Below are 25378 nucleotides of genomic sequence, written 5' to 3'. Positions count from 1 at the left end.
GGCCGCCGCCCGGGACAGGGCCAGGTCTCGCCGACATCCCGGCGGCGCGTCACGACGCCGGCCCCGCCCTTCCTGCCCCGTCACCGTCGGTCGGCTCTCCGTCCGGCGCCGTGTGCCACCCGTGCGGGTACCCGGCCCGCATGGGCGTCACCCGCCCCCACCGCCCGGCGGAACGGCTGCTCGGGGACCGTTTCGGGTGCGGTGCGACGGGAACCCGGCGGGGACCCAGGGGAAGGGGAGACGCCGTGCCCGACACCTATCCGGCCAGCATCCGAGACCAGGCGCTGCCGCTGACGAACCAGGCGGCCCTGGACCCGCTGATGGAGCGCATCGGCGACGCCCGCTACGTGCTGCTCGGCGAGGCGTCCCACGGCACCGCCGACTACCACCAGCTGCGTGACGTGCTGACACGCCGGCTCATCGAGGAGAAGGACTTCTCCTTCGTCGCGGTCGAGGCCGACTGGCCGGACTGCCAGGCCGTGCACTGCTCCGTGGTCGCCGCGCCGGGTGCCCCCGAGGATCCCGTCGAGGTGCTGGAGGGCTTCAGGCGCTGGCCGACGTGGATGTGGGGCAACACGGACGTGGCCGCCTTCACCCGGTGGCTCCGCCGGCACAACGAGCAGCTGCCGACAGGGCGGCGCGTGGGCTTCTTCGGGCTGGACGTGTACAGCCTGTGGGAGTCGCTCGAGGCGGTGCTGACGCATCTGCGCGAGCACGACCCCGACCGGGTGGAGCACGCCTTGGAGGCGTACCGCTGCTTCGAGCCGTATGCCGAGGACCCGCAGTCCTACGCGCTGGCCACCCGCTATGTCCCCGAGGGCTGTGAGCCGCAGGTCCTCTCCGTGCTGACGGAACTGCGGCGGCGGGCCGCGCGGTCGGCCGCCGCCGACGGTTCGCTCACGGAGTTCGCCGACCGGCAGAACGCCGAGGTGCTGGCCGGTGCCGAGCGCTACTACCGGACCATGCTCGACTGCGGGCCGGAGGCCTGGAACATCCGCGACCACCACATGGCCGACACCCTGGACCGGCTCATGGAGCATCACGGCCCCGACGCCAAGGCGGTGGTGTGGGCGCACAACACCCACATCGGCGACGCCCGCGCCACGGACATGGCCGACACCGGGCTGGTCAACGTCGGTCAACTGGTGCGCGAACGCCATATGGGCAGGGGTGTGGTCCTGGTCGGCTTCGGCTCGCACTCCGGCACCGTGATCGCGGCGGACGCGTGGGGCGGTGCGCCCAGGATCATGGACGTGCCGCCGGCGCACGTCGGAAGCCTCGAGGATCTGCTGCACCGGGCGGTGCCCGACGGGCGCGTGCTGTTCGTCTTCCCGCACGTGCAGTTCCAGCGGCCCCCGACCGCCGGCCGGGGCGAGTGGTTCCATGAAGAGCACGGGCACCGCGCGATCGGCGTGGTCTACCGGCCGCGGTTCGAGCAGGTGGGCAACTACGTCCCCACCGTGCTCGCCGAGCGCTACGACGCCTTCTGCTACCTCGACCGCACCCGCGCGCTCACGCCGCTGCACCCCGTGGCCACCGAGAGCCGGGAGGAGCGGACCTGGCCCGTGGGCGTCTGAGGCCGGAGCCCGGCGAGCACCGGGCATCCACCGCGGCACCCGGTTCGATCAGGCATTCCACCACCCGCAGCCCCCGCCTCGCTTCGCGCGTTCCGCATCCCGCAAGGCAGACCGGAAGGGAAGATCCATGCCCCCCTCTACCCGCCCACCCGACTTCGAGCACGCCATCCACAGCGCGAACATCTGGCTCAAAGCGGTGTCGGAGGCCCTGGGAACGGAAGACCGCCACCTCGCCCACCGGGTCCTGCGCGCCTGGCTGCACACCTTCCGGGACCGGCTCACCGTCGACGTCGCCGCCCACTTCGCCGCCCAGCTTCCCGAGCTGCTGCGAGGCGGCTACTACGACGGCTGGCATCCCAGCGCCGTGCCGGTCAAGTACGGCCGCGAAGGCTATGTGGACCGCTTCGCACACGAGGCCAGGATCTCCGCCGAGGACGTCTGCCGGTACGCCCCCGCGATCACCATGGTCGTACGCGATCACTCCTCGCCGGGTCACCTGGAATCGGCGCTGGACCAACTCCCGCACGACATCCGCACGTTGCTCCTCCAGCCGGCATGACCGCCGGAAGCTCGGTGGAGCCGCCGGACGACGCCCGTGGACCGGTGCGGTCCGGGTGCCGGCCCGGCCCGTTCTCAGCGTGCGCAGCCGACGTCCAGCACCTCGATCAGGTCGCCTTGGACCGTGTAGACCAGCCAGCACCACTCGCCGAACGCCGCGGCCAGCTCCGGTGCCTGGGTCTCGGTGTCCTGGGCGACCGCGTCGATGAGCATGACGATCTCCTCGTGCGCCAGGTCCGGCACGTCGAAGATCACGTCGGCGGCCCGTTGGATCAGTTCCACGTGCATGGCGCCCCCCGCGGCAGGAACGGCGCGACCGGCGAAGAGCTCACCCGCCACCCGACACGACGACCGGACGGCGGCGCCCTCCACGACCACCATAAATCCCCCTCTGTCCCATGAGGAGACCCCGGCGCGCGGGCATGGGACCGACCCGGTTCTCCGCGGGAGGCCAGTCCGGACGGCAGGCCGGGTGCGGGACCGGAACGCAGGTTGGACACTGACGTCAGGGCAGTGGCTGTCGATGCACGAGACCAAAGCGCGAGGATCATGAACCACGGCACGACACACTCCTCCGGCGGTGCGAACGCCATCTACACGGATTCCGTGTTCGGCGCGCCGTGCTGGGTGAGCCTGACCAGCCGCGACCTCACCGCCACGCAGGACTTCTACAGCGCCGTCCTGGGCTGGCAGTGGCGCCGCGCCAGACTGGGCGACCGCTTCCGGACCGCGCTGGCGGACGGGGTGCCCGTCGCGGGCATCGCCGGAGTGGCCAGCATGTGGCAGATGGCCGTGGCCTGGACGCCGTACTTCGCCGTGAGCGACGCGGACGTGACGGTGGCCCGTGTCCGGGAGCGCGGCGCGACCGCGGCGGTGGGGCCCATCTCCTTCCCTCCCGGACGGGCGGCGCTGCTCGCCGACCGCGACGGGGCCGCGTTCGGCATCTGGCAGGGAAAACTCGTCACCGAGTGGGAGGCGTGGCGGCAGGCGGGCTTGACGTTCGTCAGCCTGCACACCCGCGACGCCTTCGAGGCCGCCATCTTCTACGCCGAGATCCTCGACTGGTCCTCGGGCCTGCCCGGATGCTGCGAGGTCGAGTACGCCGGGGACCAGGTGCTGCTGCGCAGCCAGGGCGACATCGTGGCCCGCATCGAGTCGGGGGCGGTGGAGATGCCGCCCGATCCTTCGGTCCGGCCGCACTGGCAGGTCCACTTCACCGTGACGGACGTGGAGTCGTGTGTCCGGGCCGCGGAGAAGCACGGCGGCAGCCTCCTGGAGGAGGGTGAGGGGGAGGCCGTGCTGCGCGATCCCGACGGCGCCCAGTTCACGGTGGCCCTGCCCCGGAAGCGCTGAGCGCCCCGGGTACACCCGACCGTCGGCCGGGTACCCGTGCACGGGCGACGAAGGAGGTGTCGGCCGTGGGCGCGACCTTCTGGCTCGGCCGGGTGGCGGGCATCCGAGTCGGCGTGCACTGGAGTGTCCTGGTCATCTTCGCGCTGATCGCCTTCGGGCTGGCCGAGGGACGCCTGCCCCGCGCCCACCCGGGCGGTACCGTCTGGGCCTACTGGCTGACGGGGCTGGTGACGGCCCTGGTGTTCCTGCTCTCCCTGCTGGCCCACGAGATCAGTCATGTGCTGGTGGCCCGCCGCAACGGGGTCGGCGGCGACGAGATCACACTGTGGCTGCTGGGCGGGTTGGCACGGCTGCACAGCGACGCACCCACCCCGGCGGCGGAGTTGCGCATCGCGGGTGTGGGACCGCTGGTGAGCCTGGTGCTCGGCGGCGTCTTCGCCCTGTTCACCTGGTGGGCTCGGGTGCAGCACGGACCGGTGCTGGTGGTGGAGGCACTGGCCTGGCTCGCGGCGATCAACATCCTGCTGGCGGTGTTCAACGCGCTGCCGGCCGCGCCCCTGGACGGTGGACGGCTGCTGCGCGCCCTGGTGTGGTGGCGTACCGGCAGCAGGCTGCGCGCCACCGAGGTGGCCGGCGGGGCGGGGCGCGCGCTGGGCTGGATCATGGTCGCGGTCGGCCTGTACCAGGTCCTGGCCGGCGGGTTCACGGCCGGCCTGTGGCTGGTGCTCGTCGGCTGGTTCATGGTGGCCATGGCGACGTTGGAGAACAGCCAGGCCAGACTCCGCGAGCTGCTGCGCGCGGTGCCGGTGCGGCAGGCGATGACGCCGGATCCGGTGACCGCCCCCGTCAGGACCACCGTCGGGGAGTTCCTCGGCAGCCCGCCGTGGCGCTACCGTCACTCCGCCTTCCCCGTCACGGACGACGCGGGGTTTCCGATCGGGCTGGTGACCGTACGGCGGGCAGGGCAGGTGCCGGTGCGGGACCGGGACTCGACCTCGCTCGAAGCCGTCACGGTGCCACTGCGTGAGATCCCGACCGTCGGTCCCGACGCACCCCTGGACGAGTTGCTGCCGGCCTTGGACGCGAGCCCCGCCCGCCGGGCCCTGGTGCTCGCGGAGGGCCGCGTCGTCGGCATCGTCACCAGCGCCGACGTCAGCCGGATCATCACCTGGCTCTCATCGACCAGGCCACCGGGCACCGGCCTCAGGACGGCGCCCTGACCCCCGTACTCGACGAGGCGTTCGCCGCCCCACGCGCCGAGGAGTGCGCCGGAACAGCTCGAACGGAGCCCGGAACAGCTCATGGGGAGTTCCGACAGGGACGCCGAGGTCCCGGCCGTGCACCACCGCTCGCCCGGGGGTGGCGCCCGGGACCTCGGCGGTGCCGTACGACCGGGACCGGTCCGGTGTCCGGTGTCAGTCCGTGCCCGACTCCATCGCGGCGCGGTCCAGCATCGTCTCCCCGTCCGCGACCTCGCCGCGCGAGGCGATCACCTCGGCGCCGCCCTCGGGCATGGCGCCGATCAGGCCGGTCGAGGCCGCCTGCGCGGCGCCGATCGGAGTGGGGTGGCCGCTGCCGACCATGCCCAGGCCCGCGTACTGCTCCAACCGCGCGCGGGAGTCGGCGATGTCCAGGTTCCGCATGGTCAGCTGACCGATCCGGTCCACCGGGCCGAAGGCCGAGTCCTCGGTGCGCTCCATGGAGAGCTTGTCCGGGTGGTAGCTGAGCGCCGGGCCACGGGTGTCCAGGATCGAGTAGTCCTCGCCGCGCCGCAGCCGCAGGGTCACCTCGCCGGTGATCGCCGCGCCGACCCAGCGCTGGAGCGACTCGCGCACCATCAGCGCCTGCGGGTCCAGCCAGCGGCCCTCGTAGAGCAGGCGGCCCAGGCGGCGGCCCTCGGTGTGGTAGGCGGCCACCGTGTCCTCGTTGTGGATCGCGTTGACCAGGCGCTCGTAGGCGATGTGCAGCAGCGCCATGCCGGGCGCTTCGTAGATGCCGCGGCTCTTGGCCTCGATGATCCGGTTCTCGATCTGGTCGGACATGCCGAGCCCGTGCCGGCCGCCGATGGCGTTGGCCTCCAGCACGAGGTCGACCGGTGTGGCGAACTCCTTGCCGTTGACCGTGACCGGGCGCCCCTGGTCGAAGCCGATCGTCACGTCCTCGGTGGCGATCTCCACCGTCGGGTCCCAGAACCGCACGCCCATGATCGGGTCGACCGTCTCGATGCCGGTGTCGAGGTGCTCCAGGGTCTTGGCCTCGTGCGTGGCACCCCAGATGTTGGCGTCCGTGGAGTACGCCTTCTCGGTCGGGTCCCGGTACGGCAGCCCGTGGGCCATCAGCCACTCGGACATCTCCTTGCGGCCGCCCAGCTCGGTCACGAAGTCGGCGTCCAGCCAGGGCTTGTAGATCCGCAGGTGCGGGTTGGCGAGCAGGCCGTACCGGTAGAACCGCTCGATGTCGTTGCCCTTGAACGTGGAGCCGTCGCCCCAGATCTGCACCCCGTCCTCGAGCATCGCCCGCACCAGCAGCGTGCCGGTCACGGCGCGCCCCAGCGGGGTGGTGTTGAAGTACGGCCGCCCGCCGGACTTGATGTGGAACGCGCCGCAGGCGAGCGCCGCCAGCCCTTCCTCGACCAGCGCGGCCCGGCAGTCGACGAGCCGGGCGATCTCGGCACCGTACGTCGTGGCACGCCCGGGCACGGAGGCGATGTCGGGCTCGTCGTACTGGCCGATGTCGGCGGTGTACGTGCAGGGGACGGCGCCCTTGTCACGCATCCAGGCGACGGCGACCGAAGTGTCGAGACCACCGGAGAAGGCGATGCCGACGCGCTCGCCGACCGGGAGGGAAGTGAGGACCTTGGACATAGCAAGACTATGCACCAGTTCGCATTTTCATGCAACACCGTCGTGGGCACGACGTCACTCGTTCGACCGCGCCGGAGTGCGGTGCCCGTCGGCGGGCGGTCGACTGTAGCCAGTCCTCCGCCCCCGTGAAGGCAGCCCCATGCACGAAGGTCCCGCTCCGTCCCGGCGCGCGTTCCTGCGGGACGCGGCCACCGCCGGACTGATCGCCGCCGTGCCCGGCCTCGTGGTCGCGGCCTGCACACCACCCACCCGTACGGAGGCCGCCCCGGACTCGACCGGGACGGGCAGGACCCGCGCCGCAGGCGATCTCACCTCCAACGCCTACGGGCACACCGACGCCGACCACGCCCGGGAGAACCTGAGAGGCGACATGGTCGAGACCTGGGAGGACGGGTTCCGCACCGTCACCAGCAACGACGATCCCGACGTCTTCGAAGGGTGGCACTCCGCCTTCACCGGCGACGACGGCACCACGGTGTCCTTCGCCCTCAGCACCCGGCTCGACGACGGCTTCGTCCCCGCTCCGGGCGAGGCCGGCCGCAGGCCCAAGGCCGCCGTCACGGTCACCGACCCCGACGGCACCGCGCACGCAGCCGTGCACACCGGGTCCTGGAACGAGTTCGCCGCCGCCAAGGACCGATGCCATGTGCGGCTCGGTCCCTTCACCTGCACCGGCGACCTCAAGACGTACCGCGTGACGGGGCGGTCGGGCGACGTCGGCGTCGACCTGACGCTGACCGGCCTGGTGCCGCCGTTCCGGCCGGGCACCGGCCTCGTCTATCTCGGCGACACGGAGGACCACTTCGGCTGGCTGTCCGCCGTACCGGCCGGGACCGCCACCGGAACGGTCACCGTCAACGGAAGGAACCGGCTCTTCACCGGCCACGGCCACCACGACCACAGCTGGGGCAGCCTGCCCTTCCCGTACGCCGTGGAGCACTGGCGCTGGGCACGTGGCAGCGTCGGGCAGTACTCCGTGATCGGCGCCGACCTCCATCTGCGCACGGAGTACGACTCCGCCGTCGTCCCGGTCTTCCTCGTCGACGACACCAGGACCCGGAGGCGTCTGGTCGCGGCGTTCGACCCCAGGACGGTGACGGCCACGGAGTCCGACCCCCGGCCGCACCCCGACGACACCTATTCCAAGGACTACTACAGCAGGGTCCACTGGATGTACCGGGACGGCGACGACCGGGCCGACGTCACCTTCACCGACACCGACCACCTGATCTTCACCAGGCAGTACGGCACCGATCCCGCCCAGGCCCAGAAGTCGGCCCTGGACCGGCTCGGCATCGACGAGACCTGGTACACGCGCTACGCCACCAGGAACGACCTGGACCTCTCCGTGGCCGCCGCCCGTGCCACGGGCACCGGCACGGGCACTCTCGAAGCGGCCCAGTTCGGCCTGGCCGGCGCGCCACCGAGGAGCGGGCGCCCGCCCATCGGTCCCGTGCCCATGTCCCCCACGCCCAGCTCTCGGGGGCCGTCGGCGCCGGCCGGGCGCCACGGTTGACCGGTGCGGATCCCCAGCCCGACGTCGGGCGCGCCCGCCCTGGTCCTCGGGCCGTGTGGCCGCCGCCGGTCTCCGCCTACGCGGCCAGTCGCTCGACGAGGGCCGTCGCCTTGGTGGCCGCATCCTGGAGTGCCCGCTCGCGGGAAGCCTCGAACAGCGGCACCAGCTCCGACATCGCCGGGTTCTGCGGCGCCATGGTCAGCTCCGGGACGATGAAGTCGATGTCGAGCCCCAGGCCGTCGGCGAGGACCGCCGTCAGATAGTTCTGGACGTACTCGTACGACTCGCGCGGGGTGCCCGGGGCGTAGGAGCCGCCGCGGCTGGCGACGACGGTGACCGGGGTGCCCTTGGCGGAGGGGGTCTCGCCCGCGGTGCGGCCGAACAGGATCACGTTGTCCAGCCACGCCTTGAGGGTCGAGGGGATCGTGTAGTTGTACATCGGCGCCCCGATGAGCACCGCGTCCGCCTGCTCCAGTTCCTCGATCAGCTGGAGGCGCTCGGCGAAGGCCGCAGCCTGCTCCGGCGTGTGCGAGGCCGGGTCCACGAAGCCGGCGGTGTGGCCGTCGGCGGTGATGTGCGTGACGGGGTTCGCCGCCAGGTCCCGGTAGATCACCGTGCCGCCGGGGTGCTGCTCCTGCCACGTCCGGCGGAAGACGTCCGTCACGGCACGGGAGGAGGACGCCTCGCCGTGGAAGAGGGAGGAGTCGATGTGAAGAAGGGTGGCCATGGCTGTCTCCAGGCAGGGATGAGCCCGTGAACGACGGGCTAACGATTCGTACATCGCTATTTCTAACACAGGGACTTACTTTTTTTCACCACCAGACGGCCAGGTAGTATGTGCGCATGGCGGTGGAGCAGACCCATGACGCGGCGGTGTGCAAACGCGTGGACGACGGCATCACGCGCGTCTTCCAGCTGCTCGGAAAACGCTGGAACGGCCCGATCCTGTCGGTGCTCCAGAACCAGTCCGTCTACTTCACCGACCTGCGCCGGGCCATCCCCGGCATCAGCGAGCGCATGCTCTCCGACCGGCTCGCCGAACTCGGCGCCGCGGGACTGGTGGTGCGCGAGGTCGACGAGGGACCGCCACTGCGGGTCTCCTACCGGCTGACCGATGCAGGAGGCGCGCTGGAGCCCTCCCTGAGAGAACTGGGCGACTGGGCCAAGCACCACCTTCCGGACGCGCCGGACTGCGGGATGAACGGATAGCGGCGACCGCGCACCGCGAGGAACGAACACCCGGCGACCGGCCGACTGAAGTACGAGCGGCGGCGACCGGGCCACCACCCGAAGATCGCACATCGGCAATGCAGCGACCCGACGCCGACGTCCGGGCCCATCCACCTCCGCAGCCTCCCTCGCCCCGGCGCTCCCCGCAGCCTCGCGCACCCCTCCGCCCCCTCCCGGGCGACCACGGGCCGGTGGGCTCAACCGCCGCACCGGATGGTCGACTTGGCCGTGCGCGGACGACGGGCCGGCCGGCCGAGTCGCCGTCGACAGCGGTCGTCCCACCCCCTTGACGGGATTCGAGCAGCGGATAAGGTCTAGACCAACGAACCAGGCCTCGAGGTGCCTCTCGGCGGCCGGTTCCAGTCGACGGCGCGCGAGGCACGCGGAACCTCCCCTCCCTGCCGCCGACACGCACGCGCTCGACCTTGTCCCCACCGAGGAGGCCGTGGGGGGCACCATCGGCACGGGTTGCGCGTGGGCCGACCGCAACCGCCCTGCTCCGCGACGACCTCCAGCGAAGGAGTTGACATGAACACGAAACGAAGACTGGCTGCCGTCATCGGGGCAGGACTCGCTCCGCTCCTCGCCGTGAGCCTCCCGGCCGCCACGGCCAGCGCGCACGGCTACGTTTCCGCACCCATGAGCCGGCAGGCCCAGTGCGCCGCGGGAATCGTCGACTGCGGTCCCATCAAGTACGAACCCCAGAGCGTCGAGGGACCGAAGGGCCTGCACAGTTGCAGCGGCGGCCACACGGAGTTCGCCGAACTCGACGACGACAGCAAGCCGTGGCGCGCCACCGACGTCGGCAGCTCGACCACCTTCACCTGGAATTTCACGGCCCGTCACGCCACCAGCAACTGGCAGTACTTCATCGGCGGCACCAAGGTGGCGCAGTTCGACGGCGGCGGGGCCCAGCCCCCCTCGACCGTCAGCCACCAGGTGAACTTCGGTGGCTTCACCGGTCGGCAGAAGGTGCTCGCGGTCTGGAACATCGCCGACACCGCCAACGCGTTCTACGCCTGCATCGACGTCAACATCGGCGGCTCGGGCAACCCCGGTGACCCGGGCGGCCCGGGTGACCCCGGTGAACCGGACCAGTGCACCTCGCCGACGTGGGACTCCGCCGCCGTCTACACGGCCGGCGACGAGGTCGCCTGGAAGGGCCACACCTGGCGGGCGAAGTGGTGGGTGCAGGGCCAGGAGCCCGGGGCCGCGGACCAGTGGGGCCCCTGGGACGATCTCGGCACCTGCACGACGGCGTAACACCGCCGGCACCCCCGCGCTCACCGCGCGATCCGCCCGGCAGGCGCCTGCCGGGCGGATCGACCCTCGCGAGCCGGGCGGTGAAGTGTCCGCCGGGCGCCGGTGACATGGGGTGCCGGTCGACGTCCCCCGGCTGCGACCAGGACCGCCGACGGCGCCGCGTACCGGGCACCGGGCCGCGCTCGGCGTTAGGCCATGGGGACGATTCACCCGCGCCACAGGGTGAACCGTGCAGAGTGGCTCCGCGCCGACGAAAGCGGTCGGCGCGGGGCCGTTAGCGTCGGCTTCCGTGCCCCTGAGCTATGCATTCGTGAACCTCAAGCCCGGAGTGGGGAAAACGACCAGCGCCGTCTGGTTGGCCCACGCACTGCACGCATCGGGCCTCGCGCCGTTGCTCGTGGACAGTGATCCCGCGTCATCGGCGCTGCGCTGGAGCGAACTGGCGGGCGGGTTCCCGTTTCCCGTGCTCGCCCTTCCGGTGGGCGACGTGCACCGGCGGGTGAACGACTTCCTCGACAGCCGTCAGGCAGTGGTGTTCGACGCGCCGCAGCTGGAGGACCACGCCCCCATCGCCCGGAGCATCATGAGGTACGCGAACGAGTGGATCGTGCCCGTGACGCCGGCCCCCATCGAGCTCGACCGCATGGCACCCATCGACCGCGAGATGGACGACATGCAGTCCCTGCGCGCCCACGAGGCCCGGGCAGCCGTCCTGCTGAACCGCACGAACCGCCCCGACGCCACGCGCACCGGCCCCGACGCCGACGCCCGCGAGGCCCTCACCGAGCGGGGTTTCGACGTGCTGTCGACGCACATCCCCCGGCTCGACCTTTACGCACAGTCGTTCGGCAGCCCCGTCGAGGCCAAGGGCACGGCGTACATGGATCTCGCCGAGGAGCTCATCAACCGTCAGGACACGGTGTGAACCAGCGCAAGAACACCTACCGGGCCGCCCTGCAACGCCGGCCGGACACCACTGCCTCCGCCGCGGCCAAGGGCTCCGCCCCGGCTCCCACCACTCTCACGCCGCTGACCACCCGCTACGTCAAGGTGGTCATTGAACTGGACCCCGCCCTGCCACGTGACCTCGGCCGGTGGGTCGGCCAACCCCTGGACGCCTTGATGCGCGCGGGGGCCGCTGTGCTGCGGCCCCTGAGACAGAGTTCCTGACCACACGCGGCCGCTGACGTCCGCACCTGCGATCGGCTCGGTGAGGCCGATGGCGCCTCCCGGCAGACGGAGCGGATCAGGGGGCCGTCGAAGCGCACGCCACGCACTGGTGACGCGGCGTCAACCGATACGGGCGCAGAGGTCGTCCGTGGTGCCGCGCAACAGGTGCACGGCCTTGTACCCGTCGGCGCCGATGTTCATCGTGTAGACGCCGTCGACGATGTACAGGCCACGGGGCAGGTTTCCCTTGCCCTCGCCGACGCCGATCAGCACCGGACCGCGCACCGCCCAGAGCTGGGAGCCGTCGGTCCGGTACTCGACGAGGGCCGAGCCGCTCGCGTCGGCGTCGTAGAAGGCGCCGGTGTCGGTGTTCGTGACGCGGAGGACCAGGTCGCCCTTGTACACCACATGCTTGACGGAACCGTCCGGATAGGTGTCCAGCACATGCTGCACGACCCGGTCGACGACCGGCTCGCCGTGGACGGGGAAGTCGCACCGCAGCCCGGCGCCGACGTCGAACGGCGCGGTGGGTGCCGGATCCCATCCGCCCCCTGTGCGGGCTCGCGCAGGGACGCCGTCGGCGGATGAGGCGGACGGGGGCGCGGCCACCGCCGGCTGTACTCCCAGGAGCACAGCGATCAGCGACAGCGGTACGAGGACGGTTCGTCGCACGGTTCTCTCCTTGGCCGGAGGACTGAACGAGGGTGTTCGAAAAGGCGTGGCCGAGTATCGGCCCCGCGGCTGACCAAACCCTCACCACCACGGGCGTGGTCCTCCGGCTCCTCCCCCCGCTAGGGTGGCGAGCAGTCATGGAGTTCCAGTTGCTCGGTCCGTTCGCCGCCCGCCACGAGGGCCGGCGGGTGCCGGTGGGCAGCCGCCGCCAGGAACGGTGCCTGCTGTCGCTGCTGCTGCTGGAGGCGGGCCGCGCCGTGACGACCGAGCGCCTCATCGACCTGCTGTGGCACGGCGATCCGCCCGCGTCGGCCCGCGCCACCGTCCACACCTACATCGGCCGGCTGCGCGCCGCGCTCTCACCGTACGGGGTGCTGATCGAGACCCGGCACGACGGTTACGCCTTCGTACCGGGCCCTCACACGATCGACGCGCGGGAGTTCTCCCTCCTGGTCCGGCAGGCCGCCGACGCCCATGACCCCGCGGAGCGCATGCGTCTCCAGGACCGGGCACTCGGGCTGTGGCGGGGCCCGCTGCTCGCCGACGTGGCCGACGACCGGCTCCGCGGCCGCCTGGGCGGCGCCCTCGACGAGCTGCGCCTGTCCACCACGGAGCGGCGGGCGGAGGCGCAGCTCACCATGGGTCTGCACGAGCGCGTAGTGGCCGATCTGACACCGCTGGTGGCACAGCACCCCGGGCGGGAACGGCTCGTCGCCGCGCAGATGACCGCGTTGTACCGCGGCGGCCGTCAGGCCGAGGCCCTGGAGCTGTACCGCACCACGCACAAGTCGCTGGTGGCGGAGTTCGGCATCGAACCGGGCGCCCGCCTTCGGACGTTGCACGACCGTATGCTGCGGGGTGACCACCGGCTGGACCGGCCGCCCGGCCCCGTCTACGCGGTGCGGGTCGGCGACGCGTGGCTGCCGTGGAGCACGAGCGGACACCCCGCGCTGGAGTTCTGCAACACCTACGCGGGCTGGGGTGGGAGACAGCTGCTTGGATCGGAGTGGCTGCGCGGATACGCCACGCTCGCCGTCTGGGCCGGCCATATGGACCTGGTCGACGACCGGACGGCCGGGCGACTGCGTGAGCAGGCACGGCGGCAGCCGGACGAGGCCGCCGCCGCACTCGCCGAGGCCCGGGAGTTCCGTGCGAACCTGTACGCCTGCCTGATGGATCCGGCGGACTCCCGGGCCTTCACCGCGGTGGCCGGTGTGGTCGAGGACGCCGCCCGGCTGTCGGTCTTCACGCGCGGCGACGACGGCCTCGGGCGTTGGCGGCCCTCCCCCGCCGCCGGTTTACGGCTGCCGGTGTGCGCGGTGGCCCGCAGTGCCGGCGAACTCCTCGCGGATCCGCGGCGCTTCACGATCCGCAGCTGCCCGAGCGCGGACTGCGGCTGGTTGTTCCTCGACGCGGGCGGGCGGCGCAGATGGTGCAGCCTGGCGACCTGTGGCACCGGACGCCGCTCTAGCCCCGATCTGCGCTGATCCGCTGCCGGGCCGGGACAGCGGTCCGGCCGGCGCCGGTCCCGCCTGGTGCCGTGTGTCCGGGCGCGGGCCGGAGCGGGTCGCCGACCCAGTTGTGCCGGAGGTGGTGACCGCGGCGTACGGAAGGAGATACGGCCGCACGTCATCTCGCCCGAGGGCGCCTTCCACGGGATCGGCGACGCCCGGAACTACCTGAGTTGCTCCTCGATCCACTGGATCGCGTCCGGGGTCACCGGGTCGGTGATGTCCGTGAACTCCTGGTGCTTCTCCAGGAATCCCTTGACGTAGGGGCAGACGGGGACGATCCGCCTGCCCGCACGGCGTACGTCGTCGAGGGCCTCACGCACGAGCTGCGACGCCAGGCCCCGGCCGGCGAACTGCTCGAAGACCTTGGTGTGGTAGAAGACCCGTTGACGCTCGCCGCGGTCGCGGTAGGCGGTGAAGCCGGCGGTCGTGCCGTCCACCTCGATCTCGTACCGGGACCGGTCCGGGACGTGTCGGACGATCGGGGCGGCCTGGTTCGTCATCGTGAGTCCTTCGCAGCGGGGACGGGGTTCTTGCGCGGGGTGAGGACGGAGTGGGGAAGCGCGGGGGCCGGGAGACGGTCCCCTGGGTAGCCCTGCACGGCGCCGAAACGGTCCGCGGCGTTCTGCCAGGCCTCGCGGGCCTGGACGATGTCCTCGTGGGTGCGGCCGATGAAGTTCCACCACATCACGATCTCCTCCTCGAAGGGAGGTCCGCCCAGCAGCACCAGTCGCGCGGATTCGGGTCCCTCGTTCGCGAGGGTGAGCGTCCTGTGCCCGGGGGCGGTGTACCCGAGCTCCGCCGGCGCGAGGGCCGTGCCGTTCATGCGGACGTCGCCGGAGTCCACGAGGACTCCGTGCTCGAACTCCGGATCGATGTCGAAGGTCACGGCCGCGCCGGGATCCACCGACACCTCGGCGCCGAGGAGAGGCGTGAAGGTGCGAACGGGAGAGGTGTCGCCGGCCAGGGTGCCGAGGAAGACCCGGGCACGGCCCCCACGCAGCTCCACCGGGGCCGGTACGTAGTGCTGGAAGTCCCGTGCGGTGTTCCGGTGCGCGTCGGGCAGGGCCACCCACAGCTGCACTCCGTGCAGCGTCGTCGTACGGGGCGTGGAGACCTCGGAGTGGCTGATCCCGAAGCCGCCCGTCATGAGATTGAGCTCGCCGGGCCGGACGTAGGCGTGGCTGCCCAGGCTGTCACGGTGCTCGATCTCCCCGCTGAAGAGCCAGCTCACCGTCTGCAGCCCGGTGTGGGGGTGCGGGGCCACGTCCATGCCCCCCGAACGGGAGACGTCGTCGGGACCGTAGTGGTCGGCGAAACACCAGGCTCCGATGAGGGTCCGGGCCCGCTGGGGCAGCGTGCGCCGTACCGTCATCGCCCGGGGGCCGCCGAGCGGGACCTTCCGGGCCGTGAGCACCTCGACGGCGGTGGGACCGGCGCCGGCCGACGGCCCGCCAGGTTCCGAATCGGCGCGACGGGCTTCAGTGCTGCTCATCGTTCCGGTCACCCCCACGAGGAAAAGTTCGACATTCAACATTCACTCGTCGATGATAGGCCGGAGAACAAGTGATCGCTCGACCAAGGAGATCATGTGACGCAGACGACAGTGGCGGGCCCCGACAGCCGGGTCTTCGTCGACAAGCAGAGCCCCGACGCCTACCGTGCCCTGGCCGCCACCGCGGAGACCGTGAAGGGCGTGGCGGCGGCAGCGGGGCTGGACCGCATCACCGTCGAGTTGATCAACCTGCGCGTGTCCCAGCTCAACGCCTGTGCGTACTGCCTCAGCCTGCACACCCGCGCGGCGCTGAGGGCGGGCGAGACGACCCAGCGGCTGGGAGTCCTGGCGGCCTGGCGCGACACCGAACTGTTCAGTCCTCGGGAGCGCGCGGCCCTCGCCCTCGCGGAGGCCACCACGCACCCCGCCGACGCCGCCGCCCAGGCCGCGGCGTACGCGGACGCCCGGGCGGCGCTGTCCGACGACGAGATCTCCGCGGTGATCTGGGTCGCGATCACCATCAATGCCTTCAACCGGGTCTCCGTGTTGAGCAAGCACCCGGTGCGGAGCAGTTGACGGTCGCCCCGCAGCGCGGCGTCTCGGCCACTGCCGCGACCGAGGGGCACGGCAACCGGCTTCCTCCAGCGCGGCCGGCCCGACAGGCGCGCTACAAACCCATCTCACTCAGTCCCGGGTGGCCGTCGGGACGACGCCCGAGCGGCCAGTGGTACTTGCGTTCCTCTTCCCTGATGGGCAGGTCGTTGATCGACGCCAGCCGGACTCGCATCAGGCCCTCGTCGTCGAACTCCCAGTTCTCGTTGCCGTAGGAGCGGAACCAGTTGCCCGAGTCGTCGTGGCACTCGTAGGCGAAGCGCACGGCGATGCGGTTGCCCTCGAAGGCCCACAGTTCCTTGACGAGCCGGTAGTCCAGCTCTCTGGCCCACTTCCGGGTGAGGAAGGCGACGATCTCCTCGTGTCCGCTGATGAATTCGGCGCGGTTCCGCCAGCGGCTGTCGACCGTGTAGGCCAGGGCCACACGCTCGGGGTCCCGGGTGTTCCACGCGTCCTCGGCGAGGCGGACCTTCTCGATCGCGCTCTCCCGGGTGAAGGGGGGAACAGGAGGCTTGGCGGCCATGAATTCTCCTGGAACATCGCAGTGTCAGAACCGGCGTCCGCCTCAAGCTATACACCGGACGCACAGCGCGGTGCGACCAGGCACGAGCGGACAGGCCGCGAGGCGGGCAGGCCTCTTCCGCCCCTGGGCGCTCCCACTGCTCGGACTTGACACATCGGCAGGCCGAGCCACGGTCGGCAGCGACCCCGTCGCCCGAACATACGCTGCTGTGAGCCGTCACCCCTGCCGACCCGTCAGGTCGGCACAGCGACGTGGATGCCGGAGAGCCGGGCAAGGGACGGAATCCGCTCCCCGGCCACCGACCCGAGCCACGGACTCCCGGAATGCGGGCTCCGGGGAGCTCGGGACCGCGGGTGTGCCGCGCGCCGCCAAGGGCCGTGGCCCGCATGTCAAGCAGCGACTCGCCGTCAATCTCCGGAACGCGGCTGCCGCAAAGAGTGAGCGGGTGTCAGAAGATCACCTTTAAGGGCTAATAGCCATTCAATCCGACTGCCCGAGCAGGGGATTTGACGAGCGGTCGGCCCGTCGGGCGTCTCGCCCGACGGCTCGCCGGGTACCCCGATCGGCCCTGGGAACCAGCCCACCCGACATTTCCGATATGACAGCAATGTGAGGTGTCAGTACGTTCGATCACGCGTCGGCTGCACAGCCGATCCCTCTCTCTGAGTTGAGACAGGAGAAGCGACATGATCATGACCCGCTCCAACGCCATCACCGCGGCCGTCGCCGCCGCGGCGGCCCTGGCCGCCACCGGCATCACCTACGCGGCTGCCGCCCCCGCGCCGGAGGCCGCCCCCGCCGCCGCCGTCCAGCAGGTCCCCGTCCAAGCACCCATGGACGGGGGCACCCAGAACGGCAACGGGGGCAAGGGCAACGAGGGCAACGACCACGGTGGCGGCAACGACCGCGGCCACGGCGGCCGGGACTACGACAAGGGCTGGATCCACATCAACGAGCGGTCCTACTCGGCCCACACCCAGGGCTGCGCGGTCATCGTCAGCGGCCTGGGCTCCACGAGCCTGAACATCCGCAACGACAGCAAGAAGACCATCGAGGTCTTCCGCGGGCTCACCTGCGACAACGGCGCCCCCATCGCCACCGTCGGCCCGCGCAGCACCAGCTTCGGCGTATTCCCCAAGGACGTGAGGGGCATCCACGTCAAGCACGGAGTGGTCGGCAGCTTCCGCGTCATCGACCGCCACGGTGACAAGGGCGGCTACTGATCGAGCCGCACCTCGCCCGACGACGCAGAGCCCCGGCCCGCCGTAATCGGGCCGGGGCTCTGCAACCAGGCGCACGACACGGAATCCCGGCCTGCCGTAATCGGGCCGGGGTTCCTGTCCGGGCCTCGGACCACGAGCAATCGTTCGACACGCCCGCACCGGCCGCGGCCCGACAGTTCACGCGCCCGCGAACGTCATCCTAGAACCGGACCAGGGGGGCGGCGCACCGGTCCCGGAGGCGGTCCCTCCGCACCACCGGTACACCGGCCGGCCGATTCCTGCTGGAAAACGTCCCCTTGGCCCTTGACCCGGGCGACGGCAGCCGTCCCGCACCGGCCGGCGACCACACTCGGACGAGTGACGAGACGGGTGCCACATGCGGCACCGTCGCCGCCGAACCGGAGGCCAGGAAGCCTGCTCGCCTCCGCTTCCTCATGATCCCGTCGGCCGCTGCTCGTGACTGCCGTAGGGCCCTGTGATGATCTCCATCCCGTGTCCGGCCGGGTCCAGGAAGTACAGACCGCGCCCGCCGTGGTGGTGGTTGATCTCCCCGGGCTGCTTCAGGCGCGGATCGGCGTAGTACGTGATCCGGGCCTCCCGCAGGCGCGCGAAGGCAGCGTCGAACTCCTCGTCGGAGACGAGGAACGCGTAGTGCTGCATGACGATGGACTGCGCCGGGATGGCGGCGAAGTCCAGGGTGACCCCGTTGCCGGTGGCCACGGGAATGAACGGGCCCCACTCGGCCCCGACCTCGAGCCCCAGGACGTGCGCCAGGAACTCGGCCGACTCCCGGTTGTCCCGGGCATGGATGATGGTGTGATTGAACTCGACTGACATCTGTGGATTGCCTCCGCAAGGCAAATTCACGGGCACCTCCATGCCTCACCCGGCCGGTGACCGACACGCGATGCCGTGCGCGCGATCCTACGCCGGCAGCCGCTCATGCCGTCGAGGGCCGCTCACGCGGCCTTGTACGGCTGCCCCTCGTCGGGCAGGAGGAAGCCGGCGCCCCGGCCGGTGTGTCGGCCCCCCGTCGCCGGGATCGGTCCGCCCGTCCTCTCCAGGGCTCCGCCGATCGCCGCGGGGATCACGGACTCACTGTTCTGCTGCGGGCTCCAGAAGCATCCGGGACGACTGGTCCACGAGGTCGCGCAGGACGGGCAGCCACTCGTCGTGGCCGCCGAGTTCGTCCAGGATGCGGCGGGTCCGGTCGCGGCACTCGTCGATGTCCTTCTCGAAACGCCGCAGGACCGCGGGCGACCGCAGCAGGCCGGAGAGTTCCGCGCGGGCGTGCCGGGACGTTCTCGCCGAGCCGTGCAGCGCGAGGACGCGCTCCGTGGCATCGGGAGCCGCCTCTTCCAGGGCGCAGGCGAACAGGTGCGTCACGGTGCCGTTCAGGAGGTCCTCGTCACGGTCGGAGAGGATGTCCGCCTGGTCGTCGAAGAGCTGCCACAGCACGCCGAACACGTCGCCGAACTCGCGCCACAGCTCCACGCGCGGCTCGTCCGCGCCCGCCAGGCGCGCGGCCATGACGGTGATCATGCGGAACGGGCCGCCGGACTTGCCGAGGTAGGTCTCGATCACCGAGGCGCGGGTGGCGGCGGCCGCCGGTCCGACTGCCCTCGGGCACCGATTCGATCACCCGGGTCGGGCAGGGGCCAGAGCGAGTTCGCGCCACGGCCGGTACGTGGGGGACCTGCTGGTGCCGGCCTCCGGCCCGGCAGCCGCCTCCCTGGTGCGGGGCGGGCGGCGGGGAGCGAGTCCGCGGGTGGCGCCGTCGGCGACGGACTGGAGTCCCGATGCATCAGGGGCGTACAGCAGCGCCGCCGGGCGCCGATCGGACGCGCTCCGGCAACGCCGTTCTCAGAACGTCGAATGCACCGTCAGAACACCTGCGTCATATGGATCGCGAATACCGGCGAGGTGGCGTCCGGCGCTCCTGTCGCGGCCGGTGTCCCTTTCTCGCTCTACAACCTTTCCGAGCCGTGAACGGTCAAGAAAGGCAGCGTTCAGATGGTGGCCACAGGCCGTCGCCTTCTGAAGGGGGGCTCGTGAGAGCACGAACGGTCCGAGCGGGCGCGCCGGCCATGCGGAACCCCGAGGCATCCCGATTGATCGGTGCATACCGCCGGGCGGTACCGGTCGGCGCGCGGCGAGTGATCGCCGAGCACGTCGACTCCGACCTACGGGAGCGGTTCAAGTCGGGGATCGCCGCCATGACCGAGGTGCGGGGACGGCTGCGGCGCGGACGAGCGGCCCGCCGTCACAGGCGACTTCTGGCGGCACGGGACAGCGTCGTCGTCAGTGTGAACGGCAAGGTGCGCATCGCCCATGTCATGCCGGACGTCACCCCGCTTCTGGCCCGCAGATCCAATCTCGACGACGTGGCGGCCGCGCTGCGCGCCGCGGGCGTCGACTACTTCTGCGTGCGTTCGTCGTCCGAGACCTCGGCCGCGGTCGCGGTCCGCGAGAAGGACCGGCAGGCCGTGTTCAGGGCGCTGCGTGCGGCATGCCGGGTGAGGCCCGGATATGTGGTGCCGGTGGGAGGGAACGCGGCCCGGAGGGAGTCCGCCGTGGCCGGACGCGGTCCCGGGCAGTGGAAGCGCGTCTCGTGCTCTGGCGTCCTCCGCTGCGTCTGGTACCGCACCGACCGGTCGGGCCGGCTGGTCCTGGGCCTGCGCTACGGCTGCGACATCGAGTTCTGGCGGCAGGAGGACGGCCGACTGGTCTCCCCTCGGCGCAACGGGGTCGCGGAGTCCGTCCCGGCCGACGAGGAGGCGGTGGCGGCCGACGAGAGCCTGTTCACCGATCTCGCTCCGCTGCCCGAGGAGCGGGGTCCGGCACCGGTGCGGACCCGCCGGGCCTTCGCCGTGGAGACCGTGGGACGCCGCTCCTTTCCCGTCGACGCGGTCTACACATGGGTCGACGGCTCCGATCCGCACTGGCTGCGTCAGCGAGCCCGTTTCTCCGACCCGCCCTACCACGGCGAAGCGGCCAACGCCGCCCGGTATCTCAGCAGGGACGAGCTGCGCTACTCCCTGCGCTCGGTTCATCTGTACGCACCCTGGATACGCACGATCCACCTGGTGACCGCCGATCAGGTTCCGCAGTGGCTGAACACGGATCACCCACGCGTCAAGGTGGTCAGCCACCGGGACATATTCCGTGACCCCGAAGTCCTGCCGACATTCAACTCCCATGCCATAGAGAGCCAACTCCATCGCATCGAGGGGCTGTCGGAGCACTTCCTCTATTTCAACGACGACGTGATGCTCGGGCAGGAGATCCTGCCGCAGCATTTCTTCCTGCCCAACGGCCTGGGCAAGTTCTATCTCTCTCCCGCGCTGGTTCCCTTCGGGGACGTGTCCGCCGAGGATCCGCCGGTGGCGGCGGCCGGCAAGAACAACCGCAGACTCGTCGCCGAGCGTTTCGGCCACCACATCGTCCGCAAGGTGAAGCACGTGCCGCACGCGCTGCACCGCAGCGTCCTGCGGGAGATCGAGGCGGAGTTCCCCGAGGAGCACCGGCGCACGGCGGCGAGCCGCTTCCGCGGCGTCGACGACATCTCCGTCGCTTCGTCCCTGCACCACTACTACGCGTACCAGGCCGGGCGCTCCTTCCCCGGTGACGGACTGGTCCACCGGTACTGCGACATCGGCGGACCGGGCGTGCGGCGGATGCTGGGCAGGCTGCTGGCCGACCGGGACGTGCACGTCTTCTGCCTGAACGACACCACCTCCACACAAGCCGGTCAGGGCCCGGGGCAGAGCGTGATGTCCCGCTTCCTGGACGAGTACTTCCCCGTGCCCAGCCCCTTCGAGCGCGGGGCGGACTGCGGATGAGGCGGCTTCCCACCCCGCACACGGTGATGCGCAAGGGCTACGGGGCGCTGCGCTCGGCGCGGTCACGCCTGGACGCCCTCGTTCTGGTGGGACCGCGCACCGACGACTGGCCCCGCCTCACCGCCGAGCACGTCTCCGTCCTGGACGGCCGGACCCTCAACGTCTGTGTCCGCCTGCCGCCCGGATCATCGGCTCCTTCCCTGCTGCTGGGGTCGGGCTCGTCGTCTTGTGCCGTTCCCCTGACCCTCGCCCGGCACGGCGGGGGCGGTGCCGACGCCCGGGGCACCGTCCTCCTCCGCCTGCGGGAGGGGGACGCCGCCACGGCCGTGCCGCTGCCCGCCGGGGTCCACGCATGCCTCCTGGACGAGGGCCAGTGGTCGCTGTCGGTCGCCTTCACCGACGCCTCGGGGCGGGAGCGCCGCTCCGCCCTGGCCGGGGCGGAGCGGTTGATGCCCGACGGACCGACCGATCCGCAGCCGGTGCGCGAGGACGGTTCCTACTGCCGGCTCATCGCCTCGGGCACCGGCCGGGCCCACCTGTCCCTGGGCCGGGACGGCCCCCAGGCGGAGATCATGTCCCTGACCATAGGCTGGTCCGAGGTGACCCTGGCGGGCCGCCTTGTGAACGCACCGGCCGAGGACTGCCGCGGCGACGTCGAACTGGCCCGCAGGGGCGGCAGGACGGTCCGCGTCGTCCCGGCCGCCTGGCACGGCGACACCTTCGTGTGCTCGATCCAGGTGGCCGACTTCGGCGCCTTCGACGAGAAGGAGCACATCTGGGACGTACGCCTGCGCCACGGGCGGCGCAGACCCCTGAAGCTCTCACGACGGCGGACGGACGTACGCAGCCCCAGGGACGTCTTCCGGATGCCGTACCGGCTGCTGACCGCGGACGACGACACCGTGCTCCGCGTCCACCCCTACTACACGCCCGTCGGCAGCCTGGCACTCCGCACCGCCCACCTCGCGACGGGACGTGGAAACCGATGAAGATCACCTTTCTGCTCACCTGGGGCGACGAGATGGGCGGCACGGAGCAGGCCGTCCACACCCAGGCGACCCATCTGGCGCCCCGGCACACCGTCGAGGTGGTCAGCGTGTTCAGGACGCGGGAGCGTCCCTTCTTCACCGTGGACGAGCGGGTCGCCGTGCGCCACCTGGTGGACCGTACGGGCCGTACGGAGCGGCCGGTACGGCGCAGCGGGCTGCGGGCGGAGGAGTGCCGCCGCCTGGCCGGCCTGCCGAGCGAACTGATCAACCCGAGGTGGGAGGCCACCTTCGACGCCCTCTCCGACATCGAGATGCAGCACGCCCTGCGCACCCTCGACACGGACGTCCTCGTCACCACGTCGCCCGCGCTCATGTCCGCGGCCGCCGATCTGGTGCCCTCGCGTGTGATCACCGTGCACCAGGAGCACCGGCCGTCGCAGCTGCGCGGGCCCACGGGCGAGCCGCTGCTGCCGAGGGCGCCCGAGTTCGACGCCGTCGTGGTGCTGACGGAGCGCACCAGGCAGTGGCTGGAGGAGTCGCTCGGCAGGGCGGCACCGCGCCTGGCGGCCATCCCCAACGCGATCCCCGCGGGGTTCCGCCCCCGCTCCAGCCTGACGGGCAGGAGCATCGTCATGCCCCGGCGACTCGTCCCCGACAAGCAGGTGGACCACGCCGTCGTCGCCTTCTCCAGGGCACTGCCCCGGCACCCCGGCTGGCGGCTGCGCGTCTTCGGCGACGGCCCGCAGATGTCCCGGCTGCGCAACCTGGTCCAGGGGCTCGGCCTGCACGAGTCCGTCGAGATCCTGGGGCCCAGCCGGCACATGACCGAGGAGTGGGCCAAGGCCAGCCTGACCATGCTGCCGTCACGGGACGGCGAGGCCTTACCGCTGGTGCTCCTGGAGGCCTTCGCCGCCGGCGTGCCGGCCGTGGCCTACGACATCGTCACCGGACCCGCGGAGATCATCCGGCACGGGGTCGACGGGCTGCTCGTCCCGCCCGGCGACATCGACGGTCTCACCGAAGCGATCTCCAGGCTGATGGGGAACCAGGAGCTCCTGTGCTCCTTCGGTGAGAGCGCCTACGCCGGGTCGGCGCGCTTCGCCGCCGATGTGATCGTCGAGCGGTGGGAGGAGCTCTTCACCGACCTCGTCGGGCGGCGCGACTCCCCCGAGCGGCTGACCGGACGGGCGGACCGCATGGCCCGCCGCCTCGCCCACGGCGGGGCGGGCCGGTTCCACCCGGCGGTCGCGGCGGACCGGACCGCACCGTCCTCCGGCGACCAGCGGGCCCGGGAAGTGGTCATCAGGGCGTCCCACCGCTCCCTCGTCAGGTCCGGCGGCAGACTGTCGGAGGTCCGTGACGATCTTCAGCCCGCGGACATCGGCCGGCGCAACCTCGAGACCGTCGTCGCCGCTCTGCGGGAGCACGCGATTCCCTTCGTGGTCCTGCGCGGCAAGGACGACTCCCCCAGGTTTCGGGTGGCCGTCGACACCGAGCACCAGGTGCTGGTCCGCAAGGCGCTGGCCGCGGCGTACACGGGCGAGGCGGTGTACGCCGAGCTGCTCAGGCCCCGGACGCACGCCCCGGGTGTGCTCCTCGCCGAACGCCTCCAAGCCGTCGGAGAAGTCGCCGGCCTGCGCGTCTTCCGTCCCGTCGTGACCTCCGGCCGCACGCTGCGCTTCGGTCCGGCCTACGGCTGTGACGTGGAGTTCTGGCGCCGGGTACCGGCGGAGGAGGGCGGGGACGGGCAGTTCGTCGCTCCGCTGCGCCCGAGCGCCGTGGGGCCCAGGCTGCCGTCGCTGACCGCCGACGCCACGCTGAGGGTCCGCGACCGCGAATACCCCACGCTCGAACCGTTCACCAGGACGCTGGTGCACGACATCACCTTCCCGATCGACGTCGTCTACACCTGGGTCGACGACTCCGACCTCCGGTGGCAGCAGCGGCGGGCCCGGCGACGCGAGAGCCTCGGACTGCCGTCCGGGACCGACGGCGACGAGCCCGCCAGGTTCCGCAACCGGGACGAGCTGCGCTACTCCCTGCGTTCGCTCGCCATGTTCGCCCCCTGGGTGCGCACGATCTACCTGGTCACCGACGACCAGACACCCGAGTGGCTGGACACCACGCAACCGGGCCTGGAGGTCGTGTCGCACCGCGACATCTTCTCCGACCCCGGCTGCCTGCCGACCTTCAACTCCCACGCCATCGAGGCCCGCCTGCACCACATCGACGGCCTGTCCGAGCACTTCCTGTACCTCAACGACGACGTCTTCATCGGCAGGCCGCTCGGTGCGCAGAAGTTCTTCCTGCCCAACGGCATGAGCCGCTTCTTCTGGACCCCGACAGCCGTGCCGGTCGGCGAGCCGACGGAAGCGGACGACGAAGGCTACTTCGCCGCGGCCCGGAACAACCGCACACTGCTTGAGGACCGCTTCGCGGTGACGGTGACCAACGGATTCGCGCACGCCCCGTGCCCGCTGCGCAAGAGCGTGCTGGAGCGGATCGAAGCGGAATTCGGCGAGGACGTGGCCCGTACGGCGGCGAACCCGGTGCGCGGCCGGCAGGACATCTCCATGGCGGCCTCCCTGCACCATCACTACGGCTATCTCACCGGCACCTCCGTGCCCAGCAGCATCCGCTGCGCCTACGTCGACGTGGGCACCTACGCTCGTCATCCGGAGCTGACGCGCCTGCTCACGATCCGCGGGCACGACGTCTTCTGTCTCGGCGAGTCCCAGGACGCCGAGGTCCCGGCCCGGGAACAGGCCCGCATCATCGCCTCTTTCCTGCCGGCGTACTTCCCGATCAGGAGCCCGTTCGAGCGCTGAACAGGGTGCCCGCCCGGACGGCCGTCGCCCCGGCACGGTCAGTGAGAGCCGCAGCGCGGGGGCGGCCGGCGGCACGCCGACTGGCGGTGCGTTCAGGAGTGCAACACGATGAAACCAGGTCGGTCAGGTCGGCGACGGCCCCGCTGCCGTCG

At 71.4% G+C, this 25378-nt stretch carries 25 protein-coding genes; 15 read left to right on the top strand and 10 right to left on the bottom strand.

Annotation, left to right across the window (positions count from 1 at the left end; genetic code table 11):
- Nucleotides 1–245 precede the first annotated feature (245 nt).
- Nucleotides 246–1577, top strand: a complete 1332-nt coding sequence (locus tag ACWDUZ_RS14125; protein WP_451632063.1) for an erythromycin esterase family protein — start codon at nt 246–248, stop codon at nt 1575–1577.
- Between the two features lie 127 nt (nt 1578–1704).
- Nucleotides 1705–2136, top strand: a complete 432-nt coding sequence (locus ACWDUZ_RS14120) for a DUF2267 domain-containing protein (protein ID WP_451632062.1) — start codon at nt 1705–1707, stop codon at nt 2134–2136.
- 74 nt (nt 2137–2210) lie between these two features.
- On the opposite strand, the gene ACWDUZ_RS14115 is transcribed toward ACWDUZ_RS14120, so the two are convergent.
- Nucleotides 2211–2423 (bottom strand): hypothetical protein, encoded by a 213-nt coding sequence (locus ACWDUZ_RS14115; protein ID WP_451632061.1) that lies wholly within the window; start codon nt 2421–2423, stop codon nt 2211–2213.
- Between the two features lie 261 nt (nt 2424–2684).
- On the opposite strand from ACWDUZ_RS14115, the gene ACWDUZ_RS14110 reads away from it, so the two are divergent.
- Both ACWDUZ_RS14110 and ACWDUZ_RS14105 read left to right on the top strand, forming a co-directional pair.
- A complete protein-coding gene (locus ACWDUZ_RS14110; RefSeq protein WP_451632060.1) occupies nt 2685–3488 on the top strand; it encodes a VOC family protein in 804 nt (267 codons plus the stop codon).
- A 65-nt stretch (nt 3489–3553) separates the two neighbouring features.
- Nucleotides 3554–4708, top strand: coding sequence for a site-2 protease family protein (locus ACWDUZ_RS14105; RefSeq protein WP_451632059.1), 1155 nt, complete (start codon nt 3554–3556; stop codon nt 4706–4708).
- Nucleotides 4709–4903: 195 nt separating this feature from the next.
- On the opposite strand, the gene argG is transcribed toward ACWDUZ_RS14105, so the two are convergent.
- Nucleotides 4904–6352 carry an argininosuccinate synthase gene (argG, locus tag ACWDUZ_RS14100; protein WP_451632058.1) on the bottom strand — a complete coding sequence of 483 codons (1449 nt, stop codon included), beginning with the start codon at nt 6350–6352 and terminating at the stop codon, nt 4904–4906.
- A gap of 139 nt (nt 6353–6491) precedes the next feature.
- Here argG and ACWDUZ_RS14095 point away from each other — a divergent pair, with 139 nt between their 5' ends.
- Nucleotides 6492–7868, top strand: coding sequence for a hypothetical protein (locus ACWDUZ_RS14095; RefSeq protein ID WP_451632057.1), 1377 nt, complete (start codon nt 6492–6494; stop codon nt 7866–7868).
- Nucleotides 7869–7944: 76 nt separating this feature from the next.
- Here ACWDUZ_RS14095 and ACWDUZ_RS14090 read toward each other — a convergent pair whose 3' ends face one another.
- Nucleotides 7945–8595 (bottom strand): FMN-dependent NADH-azoreductase, encoded by a 651-nt coding sequence (locus tag ACWDUZ_RS14090; protein ID WP_451632056.1) that lies wholly within the window; start codon nt 8593–8595, stop codon nt 7945–7947.
- Between the two features lie 116 nt (nt 8596–8711).
- On the opposite strand from ACWDUZ_RS14090, the gene ACWDUZ_RS14085 reads away from it, so the two are divergent.
- The 4 genes from ACWDUZ_RS14085 (at nt 8712) to ACWDUZ_RS14070 (ending at nt 11531) form a co-directional block, all read left to right on the top strand.
- Nucleotides 8712–9077, top strand: a complete 366-nt coding sequence (locus tag ACWDUZ_RS14085; RefSeq protein ID WP_451632055.1) for a winged helix-turn-helix transcriptional regulator — start codon at nt 8712–8714, stop codon at nt 9075–9077.
- 549 nt (nt 9078–9626) lie between these two features.
- Entirely contained in the window at nt 9627–10361 is a 735-nt protein-coding gene (locus ACWDUZ_RS14080) for a lytic polysaccharide monooxygenase (protein ID WP_451632054.1), read from the top strand.
- A gap of 289 nt (nt 10362–10650) precedes the next feature.
- The gene (locus ACWDUZ_RS14075; RefSeq protein ID WP_451632053.1) at nt 10651–11286 is read left to right on the top strand and encodes a nucleotide-binding protein; all 636 of its coding nucleotides are present in this window, start codon (nt 10651–10653) and stop codon (nt 11284–11286) included.
- On the top strand, nt 11283–11531 hold the full coding sequence (locus tag ACWDUZ_RS14070) for a hypothetical protein (protein ID WP_451632052.1): 249 nt from the start codon (nt 11283–11285) through the stop codon (nt 11529–11531). The genes ACWDUZ_RS14075 and ACWDUZ_RS14070 overlap by 4 nt, the downstream gene beginning before the upstream one ends.
- Before the next feature lie 120 nt (nt 11532–11651).
- On the opposite strand, the gene ACWDUZ_RS14065 is transcribed toward ACWDUZ_RS14070, so the two are convergent.
- Nucleotides 11652–12203 carry a hypothetical protein gene (locus ACWDUZ_RS14065; RefSeq protein ID WP_451632051.1) on the bottom strand — a complete coding sequence of 184 codons (552 nt, stop codon included), beginning with the start codon at nt 12201–12203 and terminating at the stop codon, nt 11652–11654.
- A gap of 137 nt (nt 12204–12340) precedes the next feature.
- Between ACWDUZ_RS14065 and ACWDUZ_RS14060 the strand changes: the two genes are divergently transcribed.
- The gene (locus ACWDUZ_RS14060) at nt 12341–13690 is read left to right on the top strand and encodes a BTAD domain-containing putative transcriptional regulator (RefSeq protein ID WP_451632050.1); all 1350 of its coding nucleotides are present in this window, start codon (nt 12341–12343) and stop codon (nt 13688–13690) included.
- A gap of 188 nt (nt 13691–13878) precedes the next feature.
- Here ACWDUZ_RS14060 and ACWDUZ_RS14055 read toward each other — a convergent pair whose 3' ends face one another.
- Nucleotides 13879–14217 carry a GNAT family N-acetyltransferase gene (locus ACWDUZ_RS14055; protein WP_451632049.1) on the bottom strand — a complete coding sequence of 113 codons (339 nt, stop codon included), beginning with the start codon at nt 14215–14217 and terminating at the stop codon, nt 13879–13881.
- Complete coding sequence (locus ACWDUZ_RS14050; protein WP_451632048.1) at nt 14214–15209, bottom strand: pirin family protein; 996 nt, start codon at nt 15207–15209, stop codon at nt 14214–14216. The genes ACWDUZ_RS14055 and ACWDUZ_RS14050 overlap by 4 nt, the downstream gene beginning before the upstream one ends.
- Nucleotides 15210–15305: 96 nt before the next feature.
- Here ACWDUZ_RS14050 and ACWDUZ_RS14045 point away from each other — a divergent pair, with 96 nt between their 5' ends.
- Entirely contained in the window at nt 15306–15785 is a 480-nt protein-coding gene (locus ACWDUZ_RS14045; protein WP_451632047.1) for a carboxymuconolactone decarboxylase family protein, read from the top strand.
- 91 nt (nt 15786–15876) lie between these two features.
- On the opposite strand, the gene ACWDUZ_RS14040 is transcribed toward ACWDUZ_RS14045, so the two are convergent.
- Nucleotides 15877–16344 carry a nuclear transport factor 2 family protein gene (locus ACWDUZ_RS14040; protein WP_451632046.1) on the bottom strand — a complete coding sequence of 156 codons (468 nt, stop codon included), beginning with the start codon at nt 16342–16344 and terminating at the stop codon, nt 15877–15879.
- 686 nt (nt 16345–17030) lie between these two features.
- Here ACWDUZ_RS14040 and ACWDUZ_RS14035 point away from each other — a divergent pair.
- A complete protein-coding gene (locus ACWDUZ_RS14035; protein WP_451632045.1) occupies nt 17031–17567 on the top strand; it encodes a hypothetical protein in 537 nt (178 codons plus the stop codon).
- A gap of 432 nt (nt 17568–17999) precedes the next feature.
- Here ACWDUZ_RS14035 and ACWDUZ_RS14030 read toward each other — a convergent pair whose 3' ends face one another.
- The 3 genes from ACWDUZ_RS14030 to ACWDUZ_RS14020 all read right to left on the bottom strand — a co-directional run bounded on the left by ACWDUZ_RS14030 (nt 18000) and on the right by ACWDUZ_RS14020 (nt 19151).
- Nucleotides 18000–18404, bottom strand: a complete 405-nt coding sequence (locus tag ACWDUZ_RS14030; RefSeq protein ID WP_451632044.1) for a VOC family protein — start codon at nt 18402–18404, stop codon at nt 18000–18002.
- Between the two features lie 122 nt (nt 18405–18526).
- Nucleotides 18527–18658, bottom strand: a complete 132-nt coding sequence (locus ACWDUZ_RS14025; protein ID WP_451632043.1) for a hypothetical protein — start codon at nt 18656–18658, stop codon at nt 18527–18529.
- Between the two features lie 4 nt (nt 18659–18662).
- Nucleotides 18663–19151, bottom strand: a complete 489-nt coding sequence (locus ACWDUZ_RS14020; protein WP_451632042.1) for a polyprenyl synthetase family protein — start codon at nt 19149–19151, stop codon at nt 18663–18665.
- A gap of 503 nt (nt 19152–19654) precedes the next feature.
- On the opposite strand from ACWDUZ_RS14020, the gene ACWDUZ_RS14015 reads away from it, so the two are divergent.
- The 3 genes from ACWDUZ_RS14015 to ACWDUZ_RS14005 are packed head-to-tail and all read left to right on the top strand — an operon-like array spanning nt 19655 to nt 25226.
- Entirely contained in the window at nt 19655–21409 is a 1755-nt protein-coding gene (locus ACWDUZ_RS14015; protein WP_451632167.1) for a stealth conserved region 3 domain-containing protein, read from the top strand.
- Nucleotides 21406–22398 (top strand): hypothetical protein, encoded by a 993-nt coding sequence (locus ACWDUZ_RS14010; RefSeq protein ID WP_451632041.1) that lies wholly within the window; start codon nt 21406–21408, stop codon nt 22396–22398. The genes ACWDUZ_RS14015 and ACWDUZ_RS14010 overlap by 4 nt, the downstream gene beginning before the upstream one ends.
- A complete protein-coding gene (locus tag ACWDUZ_RS14005; protein WP_451632040.1) occupies nt 22395–25226 on the top strand; it encodes a stealth conserved region 3 domain-containing protein in 2832 nt (943 codons plus the stop codon). Before ACWDUZ_RS14010 ends, ACWDUZ_RS14005 begins: the two co-directional genes overlap by 4 nt.
- Nucleotides 25227–25378 lie beyond the last annotated feature (152 nt).

This window comes from Streptomyces sp. NPDC003393 (genome assembly GCF_053589015.1).
This window is presented reverse-complemented; position numbering and strand designations above follow the sequence as displayed.